This is a genomic window from Agrobacterium sp. CNPSo 2736 (assembly GCF_004005385.1).
Lineage (GTDB): Bacteria > Pseudomonadota > Alphaproteobacteria > Rhizobiales > Rhizobiaceae > Agrobacterium > Agrobacterium leguminum.
Genome location: NZ_RZTX01000026.1, coordinates 1 through 15711, shown reverse-complemented (window position 1 = coordinate 15711; position 15711 = coordinate 1). Strand labels below are relative to the sequence as shown.

At 55.3% G+C, this 15711-nt stretch carries 14 protein-coding genes and 1 pseudogene; 6 read left to right on the top strand and 9 right to left on the bottom strand.

Going from position 1 to position 15711, the window contains the following annotated elements; genetic code table 11:
* The first annotated feature begins 10 nt into the window (after positions 1 to 10).
* From EM858_RS25595 to EM858_RS25575, 5 genes are read left to right on the top strand one after another with little or no spacing between them, the layout of a single operon-like run.
* On the top strand, positions 11 to 1219 hold the full coding sequence (locus tag EM858_RS25595; RefSeq protein WP_127758413.1) for a DUF2169 domain-containing protein: 1209 nt from the start codon (positions 11 to 13) through the stop codon (positions 1217 to 1219).
* Positions 1219 to 1806 carry a PAAR-like domain-containing protein gene (locus EM858_RS25590; RefSeq protein WP_080820909.1) on the top strand — a complete coding sequence of 196 codons (588 nt, stop codon included), beginning with the start codon at positions 1219 to 1221 and terminating at the stop codon, positions 1804 to 1806. Before EM858_RS25595 ends, EM858_RS25590 begins: the two co-directional genes overlap by 1 nt.
* Positions 1803 to 2312, top strand: coding sequence for a hypothetical protein (locus EM858_RS25585; protein WP_127758412.1), 510 nt, complete (start codon positions 1803 to 1805; stop codon positions 2310 to 2312). Before EM858_RS25590 ends, EM858_RS25585 begins: the two co-directional genes overlap by 4 nt.
* Positions 2302 to 6678, top strand: a complete 4377-nt coding sequence (locus EM858_RS25580) for an RHS repeat-associated core domain-containing protein (protein ID WP_080820911.1) — start codon at positions 2302 to 2304, stop codon at positions 6676 to 6678. The genes EM858_RS25585 and EM858_RS25580 overlap by 11 nt, the downstream gene beginning before the upstream one ends.
* 55 nt (positions 6679 to 6733) lie before the next feature.
* Positions 6734 to 7621, top strand: a complete 888-nt coding sequence (locus tag EM858_RS25575; RefSeq protein WP_080820912.1) for a hypothetical protein — start codon at positions 6734 to 6736, stop codon at positions 7619 to 7621.
* A gap of 288 nt (positions 7622 to 7909) precedes the next feature.
* Here EM858_RS25575 and EM858_RS25570 read toward each other — a convergent pair whose 3' ends face one another.
* The 4 genes from EM858_RS25570 to EM858_RS25555 all read right to left on the bottom strand — a co-directional run bounded on the left by EM858_RS25570 (position 7910) and on the right by EM858_RS25555 (position 9899).
* Positions 7910 to 8188, bottom strand: a complete 279-nt coding sequence (locus EM858_RS25570; protein WP_080820913.1) for a hypothetical protein — start codon at positions 8186 to 8188, stop codon at positions 7910 to 7912.
* A gap of 9 nt (positions 8189 to 8197) precedes the next feature.
* The gene (locus EM858_RS27500; protein ID WP_245483051.1) at positions 8198 to 8494 is read right to left on the bottom strand and encodes a hypothetical protein; all 297 of its coding nucleotides are present in this window, start codon (positions 8492 to 8494) and stop codon (positions 8198 to 8200) included.
* Between the two features lie 552 nt (positions 8495 to 9046).
* The gene (locus EM858_RS25560) at positions 9047 to 9544 is read right to left on the bottom strand and encodes an RES family NAD+ phosphorylase (protein ID WP_080821095.1); all 498 of its coding nucleotides are present in this window, start codon (positions 9542 to 9544) and stop codon (positions 9047 to 9049) included.
* Between the two features lie 4 nt (positions 9545 to 9548).
* A complete protein-coding gene (locus EM858_RS25555) occupies positions 9549 to 9899 on the bottom strand; it encodes an MbcA/ParS/Xre antitoxin family protein (protein WP_080820914.1) in 351 nt (116 codons plus the stop codon).
* Between the two features lie 283 nt (positions 9900 to 10182).
* Here EM858_RS25555 and EM858_RS27495 point away from each other — a divergent pair, with 283 nt between their 5' ends.
* Positions 10183 to 10665: a helix-turn-helix transcriptional regulator gene (locus tag EM858_RS27495; RefSeq protein WP_348628184.1), complete on the top strand. Its 483-nt coding sequence runs from the start codon at positions 10183 to 10185 to the stop codon at positions 10663 to 10665.
* Here EM858_RS27495 and EM858_RS25545 read toward each other — a convergent pair.
* The 5 genes and pseudogenes from EM858_RS25545 to EM858_RS27490 form a co-directional block, all read right to left on the bottom strand.
* Entirely contained in the window at positions 10559 to 12091 is a 1533-nt protein-coding gene (locus tag EM858_RS25545; protein WP_080820915.1) for a hypothetical protein, read from the bottom strand. The genes EM858_RS27495 and EM858_RS25545 overlap by 107 nt on opposite strands.
* A complete protein-coding gene (locus EM858_RS25540) occupies positions 12088 to 13665 on the bottom strand; it encodes a hypothetical protein (protein WP_127758411.1) in 1578 nt (525 codons plus the stop codon). Before EM858_RS25540 ends, EM858_RS25545 begins: the two co-directional genes overlap by 4 nt.
* Before the next feature lie 226 nt (positions 13666 to 13891).
* Positions 13892 to 14083, bottom strand: a pseudogene (locus EM858_RS25535) (branched chain amino acid aminotransferase); the annotation flags it as partial.
* Between the two features lie 417 nt (positions 14084 to 14500).
* A complete protein-coding gene (locus EM858_RS25530; RefSeq protein WP_127758410.1) occupies positions 14501 to 14869 on the bottom strand; it encodes a transcriptional regulator in 369 nt (122 codons plus the stop codon).
* A complete protein-coding gene (locus EM858_RS27490; RefSeq protein WP_004444357.1) occupies positions 14866 to 15156 on the bottom strand; it encodes a DUF6516 family protein in 291 nt (96 codons plus the stop codon). Before EM858_RS27490 ends, EM858_RS25530 begins: the two co-directional genes overlap by 4 nt.
* Positions 15157 to 15711 lie beyond the last annotated feature (555 nt).

Below are 15711 nucleotides of genomic sequence, written 5' to 3'. Positions count from 1 at the left end.
CGTGGAAAAAATGGTCAAGATCACCAACTTCACGCCTTTTGCGAACCTCCGATTCTCAAACCGCAATGCGGCGGGCAAGGAGTTTGGTGTGTTCATGGCAAAGACTGCCTTGGATATCGGCCGCGACGGAGAATGCCGGTTTTCCAGTGAACAGGAACCGTTTGTCTTTACCGACACGTATCACGATAACCTCAATGTCTCTTCGGTGCGCTACCCGTCCGACTTCGTGCCTTACAAGCCCCATAGCGAGGTCATTGTTGACGCAACCGCCTACGCTCCAGATGGAAAGCCGGCAACCGAATGGCCGGCTTCCATCAAGGTATCCGACGATCTTGGCGTTTTTGTTCATCACGAATTAATGGTCACCGGGCCACGAGAGTGGACCCCGAGATGGCTGAGAAAGTTGAGTGACGAGCAGAAGCCGGACTGGCGGACGTTTAAATCATTTTTCCGAGGCTGGGCATTGTCCACTCCGAGCCCGATCAAGAGCTTGCCGATCCGCTACGAATACGCGTTCGGAGGTATGATTGATAAGGGTGTTGATGATGAGGGCAATCCTGTACAGGAAGCCTTCGAATACAATCCCATCGGACGTGGTCTGATTGACCGGGATTTCACCGATCATACACTACCGGTACATGCGCCGCAAATCTTAAGCCGAGGCGCAATCTTGTCGGATCCCTATGGACAGCACGCGGTTGAAGGCCTCGGCCCCATCCCGCCCGCATGGCTGCCGCGGCGTCCCTTGGGCGGAACCTATGACGAGCACTGGATCGAGCATGTCTGGCCCAACTGGGCGGCGGACTACGATTACCGTTTCCACAATTCCGCGCCTGCCGGCAGCCAGGGTGCCCGTTATCTGGAAGGCTCGGTTCGCATAGAATTACAGAACCTCTTTCCCGACCGTCCCGATTTCAGCATCCGCTTGCCTGACGAGCAACTGGTCGCGATGTCGCTGCGCGATGACGAGACCGTGGTGCCGCTCAAGATGGTTCTCGATACCGTTTTTCTGGAGATCAGCGAGCGGGACCGGAACGATCCGCGGATTTATTGTATCTGGCGTACGCCCTACGATATGGCGGTGACCGAGGGTCTTGCCCTTCTGCGCTGTAGCTCACAGGAACTGCGCCGGATCAAGCCGGTTCGGGTGAGCCCCGATGAGGTTGCCTGCGACCCTGCGCTTCTTGATCCCGACCGGGATGAAGAGGAGGCCGCCTGATGGCAATTCCGATCTCCGCACGTCGCGACGGTGCAAACATCATGCATTGCACCGGCCCGGATGTTTGTAAGACGCCGATGGGCTCCTCTATGGTGCCGGTACCCTACATGTCCATGGTGGCACTGGGGTCTTCCGTGCGCACGTCCCGGACGGTTCGAAATAACGGCCAGCAGGATTTTCAGTTGAATTCCCGGGCGCTGGTCGTGACGGGCCATGAGCCGGGAGTCGGAAGGGGCGTTAAGGTCAACGGCTACAAGTCTCATGCGCTGGCCAAGAAGGGTTCGAAAACGGTCTTTTCAGAAGGCTGGGCAGTCGTGCGCGATTCCGATCCAGCCTGGATCAACAGGCCGGGACCGGGAGGCACCGAACCCCATCGTACCATGGGCGAAGAAAAGGTGCCGATCCTCCTGGCAAGCAGCGGCGGAACACCGGGCAACAACCGAGCTCAGAACCGGCAAGTGAGGGCGCTGGGGAAGCAGTACGGATTGACTGACGACCAGCTGGAACAACTTCATGAGATTATTACCAAGCAGAACTATGGATTTCAAGAAATCAAGCAGATTATCATCGACGAGTTCGGCAAATGAGTTTCCAGGACGACATTCAATCTCTAGTCGGGCTTCCGATCTCTGCCTCAAAATACATTTATGGCAGCATATTTCATCTGCTTTTCGCATCCGCCGACGGTGAGGTGAAACTGATCTGCAACGGATGTCAGTGGGCGTTGGTCGATGAGAGCGGCGCGATCGTGCTACAGGACGAGGCTGCCCTCTCAAGTGGAGTGATAGGAGGCCATTTCACAGGTAAGCGACTGCGGGCCGCCGAAATCTCGGCCGATGCGTTAACGCTACGCTTCGATGACATGGTCTTCCACGCCTTTATGACCGAGGAATACCATCTCTACATCCACGAGGGCGTCGCGCTCGGCTCGCCCGAATGGCGGCAGCTGCCAGAGGCGGCGCGCGATAGTTTCGTGATTGTCTCGCGCCTGCGGAAGACGGTGGGCTGGGAGTTTTCCGCCTATTCAAATCTGGCGGGTGTCTCTTGGGGCGCGGCCTACCTGGCGATGCAGGAGGCCTCACATGGCGGGTGATGAAGAGGTCCATCAGCGCAACGGCGGACAGCCGCATGTCGCCCAGACGCCCGCCAATGCCGATGGGCGTGTGGTCGTAGGATCGGGCGCACCTCAACAGGATGCCGAGGCGCTTCGCCAGCAGATGATCGATGACCGCAAGCAGGAACTGCGCGAGATCGATGAGGAACTGAGCGCTCTGAACCGGGAGGTGGGTAGCAACCGTCCAAACGAGGAGCAAATCGAATACGGGACCAACCTGCAGGCCGACGCCTATATAGCGGCGACGGAACTCAACGCGCTGGAAAACCACTCCTACGCGGAATCCTTTGAGGATTTCATCGAGACCAATGGCAGCATGCATGGGTCTCTCGACAACATGACGGGACCGCAGCGCCTTCATATGGCGCGCGGCCAGTCTGATGATTTCCTCGCGCGGGCCTCCGGGTGGGATATTCTGGAGGTTGGCCCACAGGACTTGCTTGGCGGTCCCGGCGGGTGGCTGGGCAGGCGAGGGAGACGAATTTTCGGCCGTTGGCGAAGGCCGCGTGGTCGATTGGGAGGCAATCGTACTCGAGCACAGGAACGCGTGAGGGGACGCAGGCGCAAACGACGCGAACGCAAAGAGTGCCGCCTTGCCGGCAATCCTGCTTTTATGCCGACGGGAATTCCGGTCCATTACGATCCCGATTTCTCCATTCCCGGTTTGCTTAAGCTTGCGATCACCAGTACGTGGTACGGCGATGTCGAGGCCAGCGGTCCGCTCGGCCGCGGCCGGCTCAGCGATATCGATGCGACCATAAGCAGGAACGAGGCCAAGGGTTTCACCCTGCTCGACGAAGATGGGTTCGCTGTCAATTTCAAGGCGCCGACGCCTATTCCCGATGGCTGGGAAGAGGGCGACACGGTCCGCAATACCAGTCTGAAACAGGGCCATGGCCGCGCGCTGATCCTCAAAGAAGATGCGCTGGAAACCCATTTTGCCAAAGGCAGGGACGGTATCTGGCGTATCGCGCAAATCAGGGACCGGCGCGGAAATACACTCCAGTTCGCGCGGAATGCCGCCGAAAACCTTCTGTCGATCACGACTCCTGAAGGTGTGAAAATACTGTTTTCCTACACAGGCAGCTTGCGCACGCTGGCTGAACTTGAAGGTGTCGATGGTAGCCGCAAGACGGTCATGCGATATCGCTACGATGATAAGCAGCGGATGGTGTTGGCGGAATGCCCCTATGGCGAACGTCATGAATTTGCTTATGACGATCGGGGCATGCTTTCCGAAGTTATCCGCAACGGCGATTATCATGCGAAGTTCGAGCATGACGAAAAGGGTAGACGCACGCGAACGTTCAGCAACCAGGGTGTATCCGCGACTTTCCAATATGACGACGTAAACAGGGTCACGATCTACATGCCCGGCTCGGACAGCAGCCGCGCCATCCAGTTTCATTATGACGAAAATGGCGCGATCATCCGCGAAGTGAACGCGCTCGGCCATGAGAAACGCTTTGTGACGGACGATGAAGGACGGATTGCAGCCGAGATCGACGGAGAAGGCAACGAGACCCGATACGCCTATGACGCGGCCGGAAATGTGAAAAGCATTCGCGATCCGGTCGGTCGCTCGACCTATTACGGCTGGACGTCCGAAGGCGATATGGAACTCGTCATAGACAATGCTGGAAAAGCATGGGACTTCCATTACGACGATTTTGGCGCACTTAGCCTTGTCAAAAGCCCGACCGGACATATCTCGGAAATCCGCAACAATGCGGCCGGACTGCCAACCGGCGTCATTCGGCATGACGGGCTGATTGCGCAGAACGCCTATGACGGCCACAACTGGCTCACCGAAACTCTGGACTTCCGCAATGCGCGCACGCGCTTCGAACGAGACGCCTTTGGTCGCGTCATTCGGATGACTGAAGCAAACGGCGCTTCGACCATTTATGAATACGAGGACCAGTCAGGGAATAATTTTTTTCGTCCAACGCGTATTATCCGACCGGATGGCGCTGTGTTCAACAGCTATACCTCACAGAATGGTCGCCTTCTGGAAACCGTGGATGGAGAGGGGCGCAGAAGCCGCTACGAATATGACGGACTTGGTAACCTCGTCCTGTCGATTACCCCCATGGGCGGACGCATCGGATTCCACTACGACGACGAACTCAATCTGCTGAAGGTGGTCAACGAGGCCGGACGGGAATGGACCTTCGTTCGCGACGTTGGCGGACGGATCGTTCAGGAAACCGATTTTAGCGGGCGAACAACCGAATACGTGCTCGACAGAGCGGACAGAGTGGTCGAGGCGAAGCAGCCGGACGGCAGAGTCGTGGCTTATGAACGGGACCCGTCGGGAAGCATTGTCAGCCGTTCTGCCTTTTTGCCGGGGGAAACCAAAGCGCCGCAGCGCGAGACATTTGCTTATGACGATGTCGGAAGATTGAATCTCGCAAGCAACGCCCATGATACGGTCTCACTGGAATATGATGCTGCCGGCCAGCCGATTTCGGAAACGGCAAACGGGACCCGCATCGAAAGCGAGTATGATTGTTGTGGCAATCGGGTAAAACGCCGTATAGGCGACCAGGAGGTCGCCTATGATTACGACCCGCTGGGCGCCCTGACAGGCGTATCTCTCGGTGAACTTCCTGTTCTGAATGTCACACGGGACCGACTGGGGCAGCCCGTCCGCCGCACGGCGCCGGATGGCTTCGTTACCGAACTTTTCCATAACCCCGTAGGCCAGCTCGTCCGGCAGACGGCGTACAGCCGAGTGCACGCCATCGGGCAACACTCGGCCCTGCTACCGGAAATCTGGTCACGGCAGTTCGAATGGGACCGCGCCGCGGCACCGACCATGGTGGCCGATCCACTTTGGGGCGCCAGTTGCTATGAAATGGATGGCAATGGACAAGTCACCGCTGCGTGGCACGGAGGGCCGAATCCTGGGATGCCTGTTTTTGCGACCGTTCCGGCCGATGCAATTGCCGGGATAGGGGGCGACAATCGCGAGGTGGAGCGTTTCGACTACGCGCCGACTCAGGATATTGCCGCGTCGGAAACGGCCCTTCCCGACCACCCGCTCGGTCGCCCATTTCGGCAATGGTCACATGCCGCTGGTGGCGAGGTGCTGGAGGCCTTTGGCCCGCATGGCGAGCAGATTCGCTACGAATATGATGCTGCTGGTCGCGTCTGCTACCGACATGTGGATCGCAACGGGTTCCGTCGGCAGAGCTTCCATTACCTTTGGGACGGTTTCGATCAACTGGTCGGGGTGGAATGCCCGGATGGGTCGGCCTGGCGGTACTCCTACGATCCGTTCGGACGCCGGATCGAAAAGCGGCAGGTTCGGACGGGAAGGCGACAGGGCAGGGACGGGGGTGCCGCTCTTTCGGTGCACCGGTTCCTTTGGGATGGCGATGTTCTGGCGGCGGAATATCGGGTAGCGGATGATCCGGAAGACAGGCAGTCTCTTGTCTGGTGGCATTTTGAGCCCAACAGTTTTGTACCAATGATTAGGGTCGACATTGACGCTTCCGGCGAGCAACGTATTCTCCATGTCGTGACCGACCACCTTGGTGCGCCGAGAGAGCTGGTGAAGCCATCCGGCGAAATCGTCTGGTCCTCGTCCTACAGGCTGTGGGGCGGAGTGCGGGGCCTCTGGACGGCGGCCAACGACAATCGCGGCGCGGTTTCTGGCGGCTTCGTATCGCGGGGTTTCGGATCGGTTCAGGCCTCGCTTGTCAGCGTTGCTGATGCTGCGCCTGTGGGCGATGACCAACCCGGGATAAACGCATACGCGGCGGTGATTGATGCTGATCTATGCCCCATCCGGTTTCTCGGCCAATGGGAAGACGCCGAGACTGGCCTTTGTTACAACCGCTTCAGGACATATGACCCGTCGACAGGCCAATATCTGAGCCCCGATCCCATAGGGCTTCTCGGGGGGCTGCGCACCCATGGTTATGTCGAGATCCCGACATGGTGGGCGGATCCACTCGGCCTTTATGGCGTATATGTCTTCCAGATGCAGCCCGGGAAACGGTGTTATGTGGGCAAGGGTGAGCCGACGCGCATGGCGGAATCGATGCGCTATCGAACCGGGTCGAGCACCAGAGAGCAAGGTCGCAACCGATGCCCGCGCCGTCTTTATACCAATACCGATGCGGATGCGGCGGCGGCCGGCATGAACCCGAGGGACTACGGCGCCTTGGTCGAGAACCGGCTTTTGTCCCAGTCGGGATTTAATGCTGTGGCCGACAGCAACTGGGCCAATGTGAAACTCGACGGGCAATCGGTATTCAACCGTGCTACACCTGCCCAGCGAGCGGCTGCAACGTTGACTGCAACGAGAATAAGAACCGCGTTCGGTCGATGCTGAGTATCGAAACAACAATTAGGCGTTCTGTGCTGCCGATGGATAATGGAGAAGCTAAGTGTCCGAGATCGTTTTGGAAATAGATGAAAGAACGATGGAAAACCTGATGACGGGGCCATACGTCTTCATCGAGGAGGCGCGATCCCCGGCATTCCGGAAAATGGCCTATTTCAACAAGGCCGCCTTCAAGGTTTATTCGCATCTCATCGACGAACATGGTTGCACCGGATTTTCCATCGAGGTCGAGGATGTCGCCGAGGATAAGCTGCAGGACTATTTCTCTCCCGATTTCAGCAGCATCCGCAAGAAGGGTGATATCCTTGAGATCGGCATAGTCGGGTCCGGCGCCTTCTCCGAGGATTTCGATCTCGACGTCTTCAAAAATTTCCCGAACATCAGGAAAATCACAACACATGGCATTTCTTTCCGGTCCAGACTGCCTGAGCTTTTTCCAAAGCTTGAAACTTGGCTCAATCTCGACTGGAAGACCAACAAGGTCGAAAATCTCGGCAACGGTTGGCCAGATTTGAAAAATCTCGCGTTCCACGGGTTCAGCGGATCGCTTGCACTTTTCGAAAAGTCACCGATCACAAAGCTCTTTTTGATCTCGTCCAGCATCAAGGGCATTGACGATGTGTTGCGCTTTAAGAATCTCGAAGTCTTACAACTTGTGTCCAGCAAGATTACAGGCGACGTGTCACGCCTGTCGGAGCTAGCCAAACTGCGGTCACTCCGTTTTGAGGGCAAGAACAAGCTAGATGGCTGGGACAAGCTGGCGAGCATATCTGTCGAGAATTTCGAGGCGTCGCATTATCCCTGCAAATTTCCGCGTGAAAATTTCCCGAAACTTGAGAACTATGTCATCAACGCGTATCGCGCTCGGGATCCGTTCTTTGAAGAAGGAGGAGATCACGACGCCCTCGGCGACGAATTCGCTGCCTTATGACCTTTCTCTGTGTCGCTACCTTCGCGTGTTGTGGACCGGGTGCCTCAGGACCATGAATACTTCGTTGTCTTTCGTGAGGCCATCTGGTCCGGAGATCAGAATGTAGCGGTGTATTTTCGCTGCAGTCTTGCCGATTATCTGGCCAGCCGAGCGTTGTCACAAGTAACATAAAATGCCCGGAATCAGATTTAGAGATGTTGGACCGGCGTGGCCGTTCTGCACGAAGCAGTGTCTCCGGAGAAGAAAACTTTTTCGCGATTCTACTGAAATGAAAGCCCGGCGCTTCAGTTAAAGCAGAGACGCTATCATCATAGCCGAGAAAAAGACGAGCATCGCGATGCAGGCCGGGCGGAAAAGATAAAATCGCTGCCAGTTCGTGAGGCGGAGGTCGTTGTAGTGCATGGATCTGTCAAGTCTGACGTGATCTATTTCGCTGTCGACAGAAAAATCGCCACCGTTCTTCTTGTAGAAATTATACTCCCGAACCTGCGCGACAATCTGTTGTACTGCCAGAAGGCTAACCGCGATCAGAGCCGCAGAAAAAACGACGATCTCAAATATCAGCAAGGGTTTCTCCTATGCGATCGGTTGAAACGGCGACGTATGCCCGTTCTCCACTTTCAGATCGGTTATCCGCCCATTCTCGTCTTTCACGCGATATTCAGTCGTATTCTCTTTTGAAGAAAAACCGAGGTGGGCCAATGCATACGGCCATGCGAGAAGAATCGGACCGATGACCCGTTTCCTCTGGCGCGTTCCCGCCAGAAATTTCTCTGCGGCGGCTTCAATTTGGCCCAAAGGTGTGCCGTTGACTGCTATCAGCTCTCCTCTTGGTGCAGTTGTTTCCAGTGCCGTGTCAGTTAACTGTACCACCGTCCCGACGCTCACAAACCTTAGCGGGAGCACCGAGATGGAATCGTTCGGGATCAGCCGTGTGTGTGTCCGTTGTCGGGAAGTGCGAGCAGGCGCATCGCGGAAAACAGAAAGGCCTCTTTGGAGCCCTCCACAGCGTATCGTCGAGTGTCACAAATGCAGCTGTCTATCGTCGCCTGTTCGATCCGCCGAAAGCTGGGATCGGTTGGCAGGACAGTTTCCAGAATTTTCTCGAGGTCTTGCGTCAGGGACATGATTTACGGTGCGCGTAGTTACTCGTCGATGTCCAGATTGGGCCCAAAGCGGAAGATCGGTCGCTTCCGGAAATGCGCCAGGCTCGTCTCCGCGCTGCCATTTTCGCTCCTGCCATCGAATACAGTGGCAAGCCGGACCTGGTGTTCGCCGTCTCGCAGCGCGGGCGTCAGGTTGGATATATTGACCCATTGTAATGGGTCATTTACGACGGGTTTCCAATTAATTGACCCATTATAATGGGCGGTTCAGACGCATTCTTGCTGGCTGCTGAGATTGCAACACGGTTTCCAGGCGTGTTCAGCATGACAAGCGCTGCTCATCATCGATCAGGATCAGCTGATGCGGGAGAGTGTCTCCCCATGTCCAGAGAACGACGTTGAGGTCGGTATCAGTCGCCCCCGGAGCAAAGCTTCTGACGATTAAACCGCAAAAGCCCTCGTTTTTCAGAATCCGGGCAAGACCTTGTGTGGGTGCTTCACCGAAGACATTCATGTCGTCTCGCCAGGTTGGGGTGCTGAGAGTTTGAGCGTCAATATCATAATCATGAAGCAGGGCGCCATCGCGCGTATCGAACAGCGGTGTGATGTCCGCATCGTAGGAGACGAGAGTTGTGGGCTGTAAGCTGCCCGCCTGATTTGCTTCCTTCAATGCCGCGATGACTGTCACTGACGTGTAGAGAGCAGGCATACCCTTTGGATTGAATCTGCCGCCATAAAGCTCGGCCCCTCGTCCCGAGAGCGGCTCACGAGCATAAACGGGATTAAGCGCCCGGTAGAGTTTACCCTGGTAGTGCATCAGGTCAGGCATGCACGCCGGCGTCGATCGCGTCGATGTATTCGAGTATTTCGTGAGCGCGCCCGTCTTGAACAAGCTGCATTGCTGTGTGGCCAGAAAAGCCCGAGAGAGGCTGTGAACGATACCAGGCATATGCCATGAGCGCGGAGCCGAAACGGGCCTCAACCTTGTTGATGACTTCGACCATTTCGCGCAGTCGCCGTTGGGTTTTGTCCGACTTGATGCGTTCCTTGCGTTGTACGGCATCTTTGCCCAACCCGGCACTGCGAGCGATATCGTCGCTTGTTGTATGAAGAACGTCAGCGATTTTTCCTGGCGCGAACAGCCCGTTGTCAGCATATTGTGCGAGAGCCATGATCGCCTCCTTTGATCAGCCATAGATATTGACGCAATATAGCGTCAAAATTACAGGCGTTCAAGGTTCACGTGCCCTTATCTCTGTAAGCCGCTATGTCTCAACGCTGGATGCCGTCGCCGTTCCGAGACCGCGCGCGCAGCGGGGGCCCATGAGATGATGACGCGGTTCTGCAATGCGCAGACAGTCGAAAGCCGTATTTCCTTGGCAAGCTTGCTGCTTGTGGCTCGTTTAAATGCTATGATATTGGCATTAAACTCATAATTTTTAGTTTGGTGATAAAATGTCGGCATTTAAGATGTCTTCCACGGTGGAAGTTATCAGGGATTTGGCGGACAGGATGAAGCGCCGACGCATTGAGCATGAATTGACTCAACGGGAATTGGCTTCAAGATCGAATGTCTCGTACGGGTCGTTAAGGCTATTTGAGAGATCCGGGAAAATCTCCCTCGAGAGTCTTGTGAAAATTGCGTTTGCCCTCGAGGCGGAGGCGGAATTTGAACGCCTGTTTCCAGGTCGGCCACCACAGAATATCGACGATGTCATTGATCGTCCTCTCAAGCAGCGTGTGCGCCGGCAATCTGATAACGGTAGGCCTGCTGCGAGACAGTACGCCATCAACGAATGCTACGCGAAGACGATGAAGGCACCATCGGTGCTTAGGACAGCCAACTTCCCGGCTGTGCCGTGTGCACGGCCTCGTCAGCGATACTGGCCAGAAATTGCTCTGGCAAGACCCGCTCCCATACCGAGAGCGCCTCCGTAACGAGCGCCAGATAATGATCCTCGTCCCCGCCTTCGATGCGCCGCCACGCGCTCGGCATGTATCGGACCATGATCGAGAGCGCGTAAAGAGTTGCAGCGGCGATCGTTCGGTAGTGCTGCATCCCTCCTAGCGTAGGAAGCAGCATGGCGGGCTGGTTTCCGAACGGTGACGAGTGGGTCGGTAGGACATTCCACCACACTTCATGGCCATTGTGGTCAACACGCCCGCGATACACAGTGTGCCCGTCTTCGACATCCGTGATCAATTGGAGCTCTGTGACGGGCCAACCTGCATTTGCGATTTCGGCCAGAGGGATTTCGCCCGATTGGTCTATGAAAAGGCCGTACGTGCTGCCCGCCTTGGCGTTCGGCCCCCGGGAGCCGAAGTTGGTCGAACTGTCGAAGGCAACTTCGATCCACCTGTGGGGGCCGCCGAACACCTCTGCGAACAGGTCATCAATTTCAGGCATTGACGCAAACAGATCGCGAAGAGTGCATACCATTGATGCTGGAAGCGTCTCGAGATCCGCCGCAGCCTTTGGCTTTCTAGTCGGAAATCCGCTGGTATCATACGAAAGAAATGACAGCCACTGGGGTAAAAAGCCAGTCGCCAGAACGCCGACGTGCAAGTCTGCAAAACCGCCAAGTTGACCGGGAAGCGTGAACAACCCATGTCCTTGCTTGGTCATGCCCTCAACCTCATCCAAATCCCTGGGACCGTTTGGAGCGGCAAGCATTTCGGCCTGTGCGAGGGCCATTACGCCGTAGTAGAGACCAAGAATCCGCTTATTTAGACGGCCGCCGCGGTCTCCAGACAAGTATTCAAGCGCGCTTCGCATTGAATAGGCGACCCCGGTTCCCTTGGTCTGCGCGATGTCTGCGGGGAGCGGCACTCCTTGTACGGCGGCGCGACGTTCCACAAGTTTCCTTGCAAGCCGAACGCTGGTGAACTGGCGCAAGCGAGCGGTGACCGACTCAAGCGGGTTCTCCGAAGTGAGCCGTCGGATCCCGCTCGGTTTATGTGGCATTTTGGACGGCGACCTGTCAGGCTCTACCCGTTTGTTCAGTTGAACCAAGAAGGGGAAGAACGTATCGAGCGGTTCAACCGGGATCGTCACCCCCCTTGCGAAGGTGTCCAACTTGTAGGGTTGGCCGTTGAAGAAAATATGATCGACCCGTTGAGCAAGCATCAGGTACTGCGCGTTGTCGATCTCGCTGCTGCTGTAAAGAACCGCTATTTTGGTCGCTACCGTGCTTTTTGACGCGGAGATCTCGATAAAGCTGCCGCGATCGACTTCCTGGTCCACGAGCGCATTCCAACCGTGCGACCGCAACGGTTTCAGGACCGTTTGATCGACCTCTCGTCGGAGTATGGCGAGACGTGGGTTTGGTGCAGGATTAGGGAAGTCTTGCAGGAGCTTGGTCATTTGTCCCGTCCGTCATCCAAGCTGGTGGATGTTTCGAACATGCGGCTCAGTATCATCTTTCCACCGTCACTGGCTTCTTTCCGGACGAAATCGAGGTAGCTGGCAGTTGCAAGAACTATCAGTTGGCGAAGCTCAACCTTCGTCGAGACATACTTAGAGGTGGAGTGATCGTACTCGAGCGTAAGGTCGATAATCATGACGAGCATTGAAGACCCGAGCGCCACATAGTTGATATGGACCGCATCGGTGATCGCGCCATAGTGATTTACAACGCTCTTTTCGGCTCCGATTTTGAATGGTTCAGGCAGGTCGTTCCCGTTGAGAATTTCGAATACGAAGCTGATCAAATCCTGCTGCTCGACCATTTCGTTCATAGTGAATGATGGCCCGCTCACAGCTCCTGCACGTCTCATCAGCGTCAGAAGGATGTCTGATATTGCAAGTCCTCCACGAGCCCACTCGACCGTTTCAGAGCTGACACTATTCTCGATTCGATGGCTGATCACACCCATTTTTCCGTCGCTCGGCCGCACCTCTATCGTGGCCCCGCTGGTCGATAGTGCGTCGGCCATGAGGAAATAGTTGCGCCATTCGGCTGCTGTTTTGAGCGTGGTTTCCGGGAAAACGGACGTAGCCCGAAACTTGAATTCCTGACCTCTGAAGTTTATCTCAAGGCTCTCGGTGACGATCCGGACAGCGAAATCTTTGACCGATCGAGCTGGCGGCGCATATATTTGCCCACTGAAGATCGCAGGTTCCGCCAAACGGTTTCGCCGGACGCTCACCTCACAAGTATCGAACGGCAAAGGTGAGATCCTAATTTCAGCCTCTGCCTCAGCCGGAAATTCTTCTGCGTCAAGCGTGATGCCAAATCTCGTATGGCGGGCGCGGAGGTTCGTTGCCTTGGCGGGGATCAATCCCAGCATCACGTCAGCGAGTTCATCGCCAGGCTCAAGCTTCAGAGTCATGCTGACATTTTTGGCGCCTGGCTCGTAGCCGAGGGTTTGCAGTTCAGTCCGCTTTGCCGCCTCATATGCTGCTATATCCGACCCGACAGCATCAGCGACGGCTTTTCTAAAGCTCGCAGGATCTCTATCGACCTCGCGTCCAATCTTCGACGGGTAGAGATACATCGTGGCTTGATTGACATGAAAGCGTTGTGCTGATTGCTCCTCTCGCAGCTTTGCAAGAACCTTGGCGAGGGCGTCTCCGCGCATTTCGATCAACCAGGCGGAAGTCGGGAGGCGCGTATCCTTCGCGAGCTTCAGGACGTAGATGAACGATGGCCCTGTGTCCTTGGCAAGCCTTTCGATGGAAGACAGCCTCAACTTGATCCGATCGTTATGATCCCACATCGCCTTTTGCTGGAAACGGCAGGATATCGGATTGCTTCGCTCGTCCAGCTGACCAGGGTTCGTGTGGTCGATTGGAAACTCGACAATAAAATCCCAGCCGCTCCGGTCTCGCGTCGCCTTATTGCAAATCAGCTGGGCATCGACGCACAGGGTCTGGAAGAGCAACTCGCCCTTTTCTCCGAGCTGGTCGCTGTCCAAAGAAATGTCGTCTTCATCCACCAAAAGATCACCCTTCCGTATGCTGGCCGGAAGCTATCAGATTCTCTGTCAGCCAGAAGTGCGTAAATGGCTAGCTTCCTGAACAGGCAGCGCTGCGGATCTTTTCATACCGACTCTTTCTGCAGGATCTCAGGAGGTGGCCGACCAACAATCAATCGGCAGCGGGAAGGGCTCGCCCTTCCGGGTCTGCTGGCAGCAACTCGCCGCCAGCAGCGTGAGAGGCCTATCAGAAGAGGCGGTCCTGCCAGTGCTGCGGATCCGCTGCGCGGCCGTACTGAATGTCGGTCAGATGCTTGCGAAGCTTCTGGGCGACTGGGCCGTACTCGTTTCCACCGATCGTGAAGTTATGCCTGCGACCCTTGACCTCCCCAATCGGAGTGATGACTGCAGCCGTCCCGCAGGCGAAGGCCTCGGTCACCGCCATTGCGCGAGAAATGGCCGCGTTCCTGTGGGCGATTGGGGGAGGAGGTCGCTCCTGCAACAAAGGTTTAAAGCGCCGACCGTCGGCGGAAAATCTCTTAGACGGGGCTCCCATTTTGCGAAAACCGACGTCTCTTTAGCTCGATCATGAGATGTACCGTAGTATATAAACTACAATATTGCGAGTTTTAGAGGAGAATTGATGACCTTAAAAAAATCGTAGGTGGCCATACTTGTCCGCCTCGAACGTAGTAGGCAGGCGCTTATGCGGAAAAGGAAGAGATGGGCGGTGAGCGGTTTCGATGAGATCGAGACGCAGTTGTAATCCGCTACCCTTACCTGTGGAGCCAGGAGGCTTCCCGCGATGGACCGAAGGTCGTAAGGGGATTGGTGAGGTTTGCACGATCGTCCCTGATCAGGCTGCCGCTCTGAGGTCGAAATTCGCGTGGATCACGTCGTAGGGTACGTGAACCTTTCCGTCTTCGGTTTGTTCGAATATACCCCAGTCCGACAATGCGGACACGTCCTCGTGGACACGCTTGACGTCACGTTCGACGGATCGGGCAAGTCCGCGTATGCTCGATGGACCGATCTTCTGAAGATGTTCAATCAATTCCCACCTTTTGGGGGTGATGACAGAAAAAAGCTGTGCGGGCGACGAAAAGGTGAAGACTGCCACGGGCTCTGAGGGATTACCTGAACGCATCGCGTTCGTTGCCCTTTCAAAAACCTCATCGAGGGCAGCTTCGCTGTCTGCTCTGATTTGAATCAAGGCTTCTCTCATGGCTTCTTCCTCCTCTTGATTATCTCCTTCCGAAAGTCGGACAGGAGGGCATCGGTCGTTGTGAACATGTAAGGATGCTCGTCGCCGTCAAGATGACAATGATCGCCTTTGCCGCGTTCGTTGTCGAAACCGACGATACGCCGACCATCCTTGCCAAAGAACAGTCGATACTTGAACAGGTGCGTGCTACCGGGAACGGGTTCTGGCACCTTCCACACGACGATCTCGACAATCGCACCATCTGGCAAAACAGTTTTCGAACGTTCGACAAGTACCGCGGCAATCATGTCGTCGTTTATGCCATCACAACATTCTGTTGTCAATGATGCCAACGTAGCTTTGAGGGTTGATTTGGTGGCAGGTTGCAGGATGGTTATGCTTGGAATATTTTACCTATTTATCTGCTTTTAATACATATATTGTTATATTCATACTTTATAAATAGAATAAATTACCTGCATTGGCTTAAGTGAGTGATCGCGGCGCGCTATTGGTTTGAACAGGAGAGTGCCACTCAAAAACATATAATTTATGTAGGAATGGCGCTAAAACATATAAATTTGTAAGTAGACCATTGCCGCGGGAAAGCAGGGAGTTTGACTGGCGGATTTTGCTTGCTGTACGGGCGGGCAATCTGAACTGCCTGTAACTAAGTGATTTTATATAGGTTTTTGTATGAGAGATGGATTATTTATTTGTGAAGCAGAGAGGGGGCCTGATTATGAAGTGGACTGAAAAGACGATGAAAATTGGTGGTGATCAATCGTAATAACAATATCATGATATTGTTATTACGATTGATCACCACCAATTTTCATCGTCTTTTCAGTCCACTTCATAAT

Bases quoted from the DNA above. Each gene is read 5' to 3' on its own strand.
- EM858_RS25595 (WP_127758413.1), top strand. From the start codon at position 11: ATGGTCAAGATCACCAACTTCACGCCTTTTGCGAACCTCCGATTCTCA.
- EM858_RS25590 (WP_080820909.1), top strand. From the start codon at position 1,219: ATGGCAATTCCGATCTCCGCACGTCGCGACGGTGCAAACATCATGCAT.
- EM858_RS25585 (WP_127758412.1), top strand. From the start codon at position 1,803: ATGAGTTTCCAGGACGACATTCAATCTCTAGTCGGGCTTCCGATCTCT.
- EM858_RS25580 (WP_080820911.1), top strand. From the start codon at position 2,302: ATGGCGGGTGATGAAGAGGTCCATCAGCGCAACGGCGGACAGCCGCAT.
- EM858_RS25560 (WP_080821095.1), bottom strand. From the start codon at position 9,544: ATGCACTACCAGGGTAAACTCTACCGGGCGCTTAATCCCGTTTATGCT.
- EM858_RS25555 (WP_080820914.1), bottom strand. From the start codon at position 9,899: ATGGCTCTCGCACAATATGCTGACAACGGGCTGTTCGCGCCAGGAAAA.
- EM858_RS27495 (WP_348628184.1), top strand. From the start codon at position 10,183: ATGTCGGCATTTAAGATGTCTTCCACGGTGGAAGTTATCAGGGATTTG.
- EM858_RS25545 (WP_080820915.1), bottom strand. From the start codon at position 12,091: ATGACCAAGCTCCTGCAAGACTTCCCTAATCCTGCACCAAACCCACGT.
- EM858_RS25530 (WP_127758410.1), bottom strand. From the start codon at position 14,869: ATGAGAGAAGCCTTGATTCAAATCAGAGCAGACAGCGAAGCTGCCCTC.
- EM858_RS27490 (WP_004444357.1), bottom strand. From the start codon at position 15,156: ATGATTGCCGCGGTACTTGTCGAACGTTCGAAAACTGTTTTGCCAGAT.